Origin of the sequence: Tumidithrix elongata BACA0141 (assembly GCF_036349135.1) — a bacterium.
GTDB lineage: Bacteria > Cyanobacteriota > Cyanobacteriia > Pseudanabaenales > Pseudanabaenaceae > Tumidithrix > Tumidithrix elongata.
In genome coordinates this window covers 1-8,556 of the sequence record NZ_JAZBJZ010000164.1, presented here as the reverse complement: position 1 = coordinate 8,556, position 8,556 = coordinate 1, and the positions used below count along the sequence as shown (strand labels likewise).

The 8,556-nt window shown below is 39.9% G+C and carries 6 protein-coding genes and 2 pseudogenes; 3 read left to right on the top strand and 5 right to left on the bottom strand.

The features are described from left to right. Positions 1 to 51: 51 nt before the first annotated feature. From V2H45_RS23730 to rfbF, 5 genes and pseudogenes are all read right to left on the bottom strand, one after another. A pseudogene (locus V2H45_RS23730) lies at positions 52 to 342 on the bottom strand (DUF29 domain-containing protein); the annotation flags it as partial. Positions 343 to 390: 48 nt separating this feature from the next. Then, entirely contained in the window at positions 391 to 927 is a 537-nt protein-coding gene (gene rfbC, locus V2H45_RS23725) for a dTDP-4-dehydrorhamnose 3,5-epimerase (protein ID WP_330486169.1), read from the bottom strand. After that, positions 924 to 2,183, bottom strand: coding sequence for a class I SAM-dependent methyltransferase (locus V2H45_RS23720; protein WP_330486168.1), 1,260 nt, complete (start codon positions 2,181 to 2,183; stop codon positions 924 to 926). The genes rfbC and V2H45_RS23720 overlap by 4 nt, the downstream gene beginning before the upstream one ends. Further along, positions 2,180 to 3,256: a CDP-glucose 4,6-dehydratase gene (gene rfbG / locus V2H45_RS23715; protein ID WP_330486167.1), complete on the bottom strand. Its 1,077-nt coding sequence runs from the start codon at positions 3,254 to 3,256 to the stop codon at positions 2,180 to 2,182. The genes V2H45_RS23720 and rfbG overlap by 4 nt, the downstream gene beginning before the upstream one ends. Positions 3,257 to 3,259: 3 nt before the next feature. Further along, positions 3,260 to 4,027 carry a glucose-1-phosphate cytidylyltransferase gene (gene rfbF, locus V2H45_RS23710; protein WP_330486166.1) on the bottom strand — a complete coding sequence of 256 codons (768 nt, stop codon included), beginning with the start codon at positions 4,025 to 4,027 and terminating at the stop codon, positions 3,260 to 3,262. Positions 4,028 to 4,076: 49 nt separating this feature from the next. On the opposite strand from rfbF, the gene V2H45_RS23705 reads away from it, so the two are divergent. The 3 genes and pseudogenes from V2H45_RS23705 to V2H45_RS23695 all read left to right on the top strand — a co-directional run bounded on the left by V2H45_RS23705 (position 4,077) and on the right by V2H45_RS23695 (position 8,504). Beyond that, a complete protein-coding gene (locus V2H45_RS23705) occupies positions 4,077 to 4,883 on the top strand; it encodes an ABC transporter permease (protein WP_330486165.1) in 807 nt (268 codons plus the stop codon). Positions 4,884 to 4,973: 90 nt separating this feature from the next. Further along, positions 4,974 to 5,708, top strand: a pseudogene (locus tag V2H45_RS25750) (ABC transporter ATP-binding protein); the annotation flags it as partial. 879 nt (positions 5,709 to 6,587) lie between these two features. After that, complete coding sequence (locus tag V2H45_RS23695) at positions 6,588 to 8,504, top strand: acyltransferase family protein (RefSeq protein WP_330486163.1); 1,917 nt, start codon at positions 6,588 to 6,590, stop codon at positions 8,502 to 8,504. The last annotated feature ends 52 nt before the right edge of the window (positions 8,505 to 8,556 follow it).

The window sequence follows — 8,556 nt, the reverse complement described above, 5'->3', positions numbered from 1 at the left end:
ACTTTATCAGCTTTGCTGCTTTTGTCAATTTACCTAGGTTGAGCAATTACCTTTTTTGATTTGTTTGCGAAAGTTAAGGATTTCAGCTTCCCAAAGACCACGATTTTGCGTTCTTTCCAATTCCCAATATTTTAATTTTAATAAATGTTCAAATAGTCGAGTTAATAAACTCTCCAGTTTTCTTTTTTCTCGGCGGCTCAAATCTGAAAACTCCTCAATCAAATTTTTTAAGTCAAGCGCATCAAACTCTTTGTTTTCAAGATGCTTAACTGTTTGCTCTACCCAAAGATGGTAGTCGGTGTCGTATAAATTTTTAGCTGCCTGCTTATACTCAATAAACATATTTTTGGGATTGATTTGTAGAAATTGGCATAACCGAGATACCACTAATTATATTTCCTCAAACAAAAGGTATTGCCGATCTTTAAGAGAAATAATTAAAGACTCTGTTAAAGACCAATCAATGGCAAATATTGGATCGTCCCACCTGATGCCTCTTGCTGATTCTGGATGATAAAAATCAGACATTTGATAAAACACCTCAGTATTATCCGTTAAAGTCTGAAAACCATGGGCAAATCCTTCAGGAATGTATAACATTTTATGATTTTCAGCACTTAGTTCAACAGCAATCCATTCTTTAAAAGTAGCTGACTCAGGACGAATATCAACAATGACATCATAAATGGCTCCACTTGTACATTTCACTAGCTTTGCTTCTTCATGAGGTTTAACCTGATAATGCATACCGCGCAAAGTTCCTTTTTTAAGGTTAAACGAAATATTGCATTGAACTAGGTTAGGGTTTAACCCTCGTTCCACAAATTCATGCTGACACCAAGAACGGGCAAAAAAGCCCCGTTCATCTTCGATAGGTTCGATGTCAATCACGTAAGCTCCATTGAGCTTTGTTTCCGTAAACTTCATTCCAAAATCTCCACCCTTGGAATGGGAACGATAAACTTCCCGCCCCATTCACGAATGTAGGATAGCTGGTCGCAAATCTCTTCCTTAAGGTTCCAAGGTAAAATCAGTACATAATCGGGCTTAGTTTCTGCGATTTTATTGGGATGGAAGATTGGGATATGCGTTCCGGGAAGAAATAATCCCTGTTTGTGAGGGCTACGATCGCAAGTATAGTCAAGAAAATCTGTACGAATTCCACAATAGTTAAGGAGTGTATTTCCTTTTGCAGGTGCGCCATAACCCACAATCGTTTTTCCTGAGCTTTTCGCTTCAATCAAAAAACTCAGCAACTTTCGCTTCGTCTCCATGGTTCTACTACCAAACTGGGAATAGACTTCTATTTTGTCTAGTCCCGCTTGTGTTTCTTTGTCTTTTAAATTTTGGATACGCCGAGATGAATCCTCGGTCGGGGAATCGCAAATGGGCAATGTTTGATTCTCTTGATGTTTACCGTAAATGCGTAAAGAACCTCCGTGCGTAGGTAGTTCTTCAACATCAAATAACGTGATGCCATGGGACGCAAATATTGCATCTACGGTTCTAAACGAAAGGTACGAAAAGTGCTCGTGGTAAATCGTATCAAACTGATTTCGCTCCATTAATTGCAGCAAATGGGGAAACTCCATGGTCAAAATCCCCTCAGGTTTCAAGACAAGCTTTATCCCCGCAACAAAATCATTAATATCTGGAACATGAGCTAAGACATTGTTCCCTAGCAATACATCAGCTTGTTTGCCTTGCTGTACGAGTTCCTGTCCTGTTTGCACACCAAAAAATTTCACTAAAGTAGGTATACCCTTTGACTCAGCCACCTGTGCTACGTTGGCGGCCGGCTCAATCCCAAGGACTGAAATCCCTTTGGTTTGAAAAAATTGCAAAAGATAGCCGTCATTACTTGCTATTTCGATGATTTGACTTTCTCGACCTAGATCGAATCTCTCAACCATCAGTTCTGTATATTGTTTAGCATGATGCAACCAACTATCTGAATAGGAAGAAAAGTAGGCATAATCGCTAAAAATACGATCGGGTGATTCAAATTCCTCTAACTGAACTAAGAGACATTGCTCGCAAACATAAGCATGAAGGGGATAAAACTTCTCAACGCTGTTTAATTTCTCCTCCTCCACATAGGCATTAGACAGAGGCGACATCCCCAAATCGACAAAGGTATGTTTTAGGCAAGTCTTACAGAAACGACAAAGTCCTTGCGTCATGATGATTTAAAGCTTGAAAACTCCCTAATTTGATCGACCGTCACATCTCTCATGTTAGCGCCAGACTGTAACGCTCTAGTCCATTCTATAACCCAAATTAACGCGGTTTGAACATCTAACTTTGGTTGCCACTTTAATTGACTTCGTGCCTTTGAGCAGTCCAGTTTCAAGTAGTTGGCTTCGTGCGGTTGTGGCAAAGTTTCTTGGCTCCAACTCACATCGTCTCCCCACAACTCCTGCATGCGATCGACCACCCAACCAACTGGTTTGGCATCAGATTCGTTTGGGCCAAAGTTCCACGCACCACTGTAAGTTACACCATCGTGGTATAGCCACTCGGCTAAAGTCAAATACCCAGATAACGGTTCGAGTACGTGTTGCCAAGGACGAATTGCTTGAGGATATCGAAGGATCGCTGGTTTTCCAGACTGCCATGACCTAAGAACATCAGGAATCAGGCGATCGCATGCCCAATCCCCACCACCAATTACATTCCCAGCACGTGCCGTAGCAATACCCGTACCATGTTTTGCATAATCAGCCAGATTAAAAAACGAGTTGCGATAGGCTGCTGTCACCAATTCAGCACATCCTTTACTACTACTATAAGGATCGTAGCCACCCATGGGTTCATTTTCGCGATATCCCCATACCCATTCGCGATTTTCGTAACACTTATCCGAAGTCACATTCACAAAGGCACGAACTCCACCTACTTGCCTCACAGCCTCTAAAAGATTAACTGTTCCCATCACATTCACAACATAGGTGTCTACTGGAGTGATATAGGACTGTCGCACCAGTGCTTGTGCCGCCATGTGTATAATAATTTCTGGTTGAAAATCGACCACAACCTCACATAAGCGATCGAGGTTACGAATATCGCCAAATATAGAGTTCATGCGATCGCCCACTTTAGCTAAATCGAATAAACTAGGTTGAGTCTGTGTAGGTAAACTATAACCTAGTAGCTCTGCTCCTAAAGTTTGGAGCCAAACAGAAAGCCAACTCCCCTTAAAACCCGTATGCCCAGTGAGTAAAACTCTCTTACCCTGCCAAAAGCTAGGAATCATTGCCTACCATGCCTTCCAAGGTGCATTTCCTGAATCCCATAACCCTTCTAGATAGTTCTTATCTCGTAGCGTATCCATCGCTTGCCAAAATCCAAAATGATGGAAAGCAGACAATTGATTTTTGCTTGCAATAAGTGGCAAACTAGTTCCTTCCCAATTAGTTCGATCTCCCTCTAATAAATCAAAAATCTCGGGTTCTAGAACAAAATACCCCCCATTAATCCACCCACCATCGCCTTGAGGCTTTTCTTGAAAATTCAGAACCAATCCCCCTTCGATATTTAAGTTCCCATATCTTCCCGGCGGCTGCACGGCAGTAATTGTAGCAAGACATTTTTGCTCTTTATGAAAAGAAATCAGTTTTCTAATATTGACATTACTGACTCCATCTCCATAGGTAAAACAGAAAGTTTTATCTCCAACATAGCTCTGCACTCTTTTAAGTCTTCCTCCCGTAAGGGTCTCCTCACCAGTATCCACTAATGTAACTCTCCATGGTTCTGCATTCCTTTGATGCACTTCCATTTGATTTGACTGCATGTCAAACGTTACATCAGACATATGCAAAAAATAGTTAGCGAAGTACTCTTTAATTACATAACCTTTATAGCCACAACAAACAATGAATTCAGTAATCTCATAAGCAGAATAAATTTTCATGATATGCCATAAAATTGGTCTTCCGCCAATCTCGATCATAGGTTTTGGCTTGAGATAAGTTTCTTCACTCAGCCTAGTTCCTAGCCCGCCAGCTAAAATCACTGCTTTCATTCTGGTACTATATAACTCGCAAATAATTTGCTTATGGTAACTTCTAAGGATGATACTTTCACTCAAAGATAAAGCAACTTGGCTTCAAATTCAACGCTACTGGGAGCTATTGCACGTCTTGATGAGCCGTAACCTTAAGTCGCGCTATCGAGGGTCGTTCTTAGGGGTGTACTGGTCATTACTCAACCCATTGATTATGACAGGGCTTTACACTGCCATCTTTGGCGCAACTTTTGCCTCTTATTATGGCAACTCAATCGCCAACTACATGCTGGCAGCGCTTACGGGTCTAGTAGTGATTAATTTTTTCTCTGCCTCTACATCTCAGGCATTGGTGAGTGTGGTGGGTAATGGATCGCTGTTAAATAAAATTCGTCTGCCAGTTAGTATCTTCCCCTTGTCGATGATTTTGGCAAATGTTTTTCAGTTTGCGATCGGGACTTTTCCCCTGCTAGCTGTCATTGCTTTGATTAACTCTAAAAGCATGTTGAATGTTGTCGCGCTAGTTTTTCCATTTATGGCTCTGGTTTTAGTGTGCACTGGGGTTGGATTTTTTGTCAGCGCACTTTACGTGTTTTTCAGAGATCTACCTTACTTTTACGAGCTGGTTGTATTTGTAATTTGGTTGAGCAGCCCCATATTTTATCCTGCAGCGATCGTGCCCGCCCAGGTAAGACAATTTTTAACACTTAATCCGTTATCACCAATTATTGAAAGTTTTCGGCAGATTGCGCTGTCAGGCTCTCCACCCGACTTAAGTTTAATTTGGGGTGCATTACTTAGCGGACTAATTATTTTAGGCTTAGGATGGACTTTCTTTCGTCTCTGGCGGCATCAATTTATGGATCTGCTATAGGGCAACCTTGTAAATAGCTTTTGAGCATATCCCTCAACGCTTCGTTACTTTATTTCAATAATTTTGATTTTTTAGAGGTATCCCAAATCAATGGAGGTAATAAGGTTAGATAATGTATCACTTTGGCGTCGGACACAAGAAGAGTTTTCGTACGATCTAAAGAAAACTGTTTTATCTTTTATTGAGGGCAAGCACCGTCAACCTGCCAAGAAAATGATCTTGGATGAAATTACACTTGCTGTAAATTCAGGTGAAAAAATTGGTATTCTTGGCGCTAATGGTTCAGGGAAATCCACACTGCTAAAGGTGATCTGCGGGATTTTACAGCCTACTACTGGCTCTGTTCGAGTACGAGGAACGATCGCCCCCCTAATTGAACTAGGTGCAGGCTTTGATTTAGAAGATTCAGTAAAGAACAACATCGTTCTTTATGGCATATTTCTGGGATTGTCCAGAGAAGAAATGGTCGATAAAACCAATTCAATTTTAGATTTTGCCGAGTTAAAAGATTATGCCCATGCCCCAGTTAAGTCCCTCTCCTCAGGGATGATCGCAAGGCTAGGGTTTGCGATCGCTACCGAAGTCAAGCCCGATATTCTCATTTTGGATGAAGTCCTCTCTGTTGGTGACGAACGGTTTAGGAACAAGGCAAAGAAACGTTTAGAAAAACTTTGGGATGAAAGCGGTTCGGTATTGCTTGTCTCGCACGACCTCGACTCAATCCAGAAATCTTGTCAGAAAGCGTTTTGGTTAGATCAAGGCAAAATTCAGTTTTATGGCAGTGCGGATGAAACGATTGACTATTATCTCAGCTTTGTCAGACAAAATGCTCCAGATCGAAGCCAATCTGTCCAAGTTGCGTTTGAAGATACGGCTGAATCGGATCTAGATCAGAATGGCTTTTTTAAAAGCTCTAAAGTTATGGGCGACGAATACGCCATTTTAGTTTCTGGCTCTATCATCAACAGCCACGACCAAGTTGTAGATAAGGTCGCGATCGATGAAGAAATAAAAGTTTGCATGCACTACAAAATTTTGCAACAGAAAAGCATTAAATTTATTCCCAATTTTCACTTTTATGTCAATCCAGATATCTGTGCTTTCATTGTGTCTCCAAAAGTTGTTAGAGTTTTAGCTCCTGGTGATTATGTAGCAGAATGCAAAATTCCTATTAATTTCTTGAACGATAAGTCTTACACAGTCGGTTTAGCGTTAAGTTCATTTGAGCCTGATGTTAAAGTCCATTTCTATGCAATCAATGCACTCACTTTCAAAGTAGTTCCCTCCGTTGAAGATAACCATGGATATACAGGTGAAACTCCAGGTGTAGTCAGACCTTTATTTAAGTGGGAAACTGTAGAAGTTCAATCTAAGTAATTTCACTATTTAGGACATTTCCAGCAAAGAAACTACCCTTATTCATTAACGAGGAAAGAATTGATTGAGCCAACTCATCTGTACATCCCCATCATTCAACAGTAGTGCGAACCACTGGGACTAGCAAGGTCTAGTTTTTACTATGCCCCCAAACCAGAAAGCGAGCAAAACTTACAGCATTTTTCGAGCAAATCTACCACAAAGATTGGGGTGTAAGGCATAATTTAGCATTGTTCAAGCTGTAGCGGATTTGAAATCAATTTACTGTAAGACTGATACAGATGCTAGACGCAAGTATTATACTTCTCAAATACAAGTACCAAGCGGATGCAAGATCTAAATAAATCAACCCATATTCCCTATCGTCCAGACATTGATGGATTGCGTGCGATCGCTGTTGTTCCTGTAGTTATCTTTCACGCCTTCCCAGAATCCGCTCTAATAGGCGGATTTATGGGAGTTGATATTTTCTTTGTAATATCTGGCTTTTTAATATCATTAATTCTGCTTGGGGACCTGAATAAGAAAAAATTTAGTTTTCTAACTTTTTATTCTCGCAGAATATTACGTATATTCCCCGCATTAATTACCGTCTTATCATTTTGCCTGCTAGTTGGATGGCTATCGCTATTTCCAGATGAATATAAGCAAGTTGCCAAGCATGTCGCAAGTGGAACAGCCTTTATTGTTAACTTGGTTCTTTGGAATGAAGTTGGATATTTTGATACTTCAGCAGCACTAAAACCATTACTTCATTTATGGTCGCTAGGAGTTGAAGAGCAATTTTACATTATATGGCCAGTATTACTTCTATTTATTTGGAAAGCTAAATTTGGCTTTTTCCGAACAACACTTATTCTTGGAGCAGCATCATTTTTCGCCAGTATTTATATTGCTGATACAGATCAGACACAAGTATTTTATTCACCATTAACTAGATTTTGGGAGCTAATGGTTGGAGGAAATCTTGCTTACCTAGTAATTAAATATAATAAATATATAGAAAATGTAGAAGGAAGACACCATAAGTTTCAATCATTAATCAGAGCCCTACTCAACATTCAATCATTCATCGGATCTCTATTCATAGCCTTAGGTCTACTTCTCTTTGGAATCTCGTTCCCAGGATTTTTGTTAAGGTTCTTAGTAGTAATGCTCCCAGTATTGGGAGTGTTTTTATTGATCTCATTTCGACCTAATGCTTGGATTAACAGAAAAATAATTTCTAATAAATTATTGGTATTGGTAATCCACAATAAATATTTTAAATTTATAGTCGGAGTCTTACTTGTAGCTCTTGGTCTATTTACATTTGGAACCTCAAAATCTGCAGATCTTTTGTTGAAGTTCTTAGTAGTAATGCTGCCAGCATTTGGAGCGTTCTTATTAATCTCAGCCGGACCAAATGCTTGGGTTAACAGAAAAATTATTTCTAATAAGTTCCTGGCATCAATTGGTTTAGCAAGATTTTGGGGACAAATGGTTGGAGGAAATCTTGCTTTCCGCGCAATCCAAAATATATATAACCAATGCATAGCAGCAAAGCAGCACAACTTTCTAGCATTAATCAGAACCCTACTCATAAACCTTCAATCATTCATCGGAACCCTGCTCATAGTCCTAAGTCTATTTTTATTTGGAAACTCTTCAAAACTTCCAGGTTTTTTGGTGAAAGCTCCAGTAGTAATGCTCCCAGTGTTTGGGGCGTTCTTATTGATTGCAGCAGGACCTAGTGCTTGGATTAACAGAAAAATACTCTCAAATAAGCTATTCGTATCAATTGGACTTATTAGCTATCCACTGTATCTGTGGCATTGGCCGTTGTTGGCTTTTCCGAGGATAGGTATATCTGATGGAAGCTATCGTGATATTCTTCCATTGAACAGATTTATAGCTATTCTTGTTTCAGTTTTTCTCTCTTGGGCAACCTATCAATTTATCGAAAAACCAATTCGTTTTGGGGGCAAAAAACAGATCTGGACATTGATATTAGGCCTTGCCATGATTGGCATCGGCATATTCGGAAGCATTGTTTTTATGAGCAATGGAATCCCCGACAGAATCGCACTAACTCCACCAACTGCATCTATATTGTTTAGTGATTACCCGCATCCTCTCAAAAACGAGGCTTGCAAAAATCAATATCCAGAATTTAAGGACGGTTTTAGTTGCTTACTTTCAAAACCCCAAAAACCTAATGTAGCACTTTTTGGTGATTCTCATGCTCATCAGTACTATGACTAAAGTGCTCCCCATTGTCAAGACAAAAAACTATAAAAGTTAAGATAGAAAGCTG

Coding starts and splice junctions, on each gene's coding strand:
- rfbC (WP_330486169.1), bottom strand. CDS start 927: ATGAAGTTTACGGAAACAAAGCTCAATGGAGCTTACGTGATTGACATC.
- V2H45_RS23720 (WP_330486168.1), bottom strand. CDS start 2,183: ATGACGCAAGGACTTTGTCGTTTCTGTAAGACTTGCCTAAAACATACC.
- V2H45_RS23705 (WP_330486165.1), top strand. CDS start 4,077: ATGATACTTTCACTCAAAGATAAAGCAACTTGGCTTCAAATTCAACGC.
- rfbF (WP_330486166.1), bottom strand. CDS start 4,027: ATGAAAGCAGTGATTTTAGCTGGCGGGCTAGGAACTAGGCTGAGTGAA.
- rfbG (WP_330486167.1), bottom strand. CDS start 3,256: ATGATTCCTAGCTTTTGGCAGGGTAAGAGAGTTTTACTCACTGGGCAT.
- V2H45_RS23695 (WP_330486163.1), top strand. CDS start 6,588: ATGCAAGATCTAAATAAATCAACCCATATTCCCTATCGTCCAGACATT.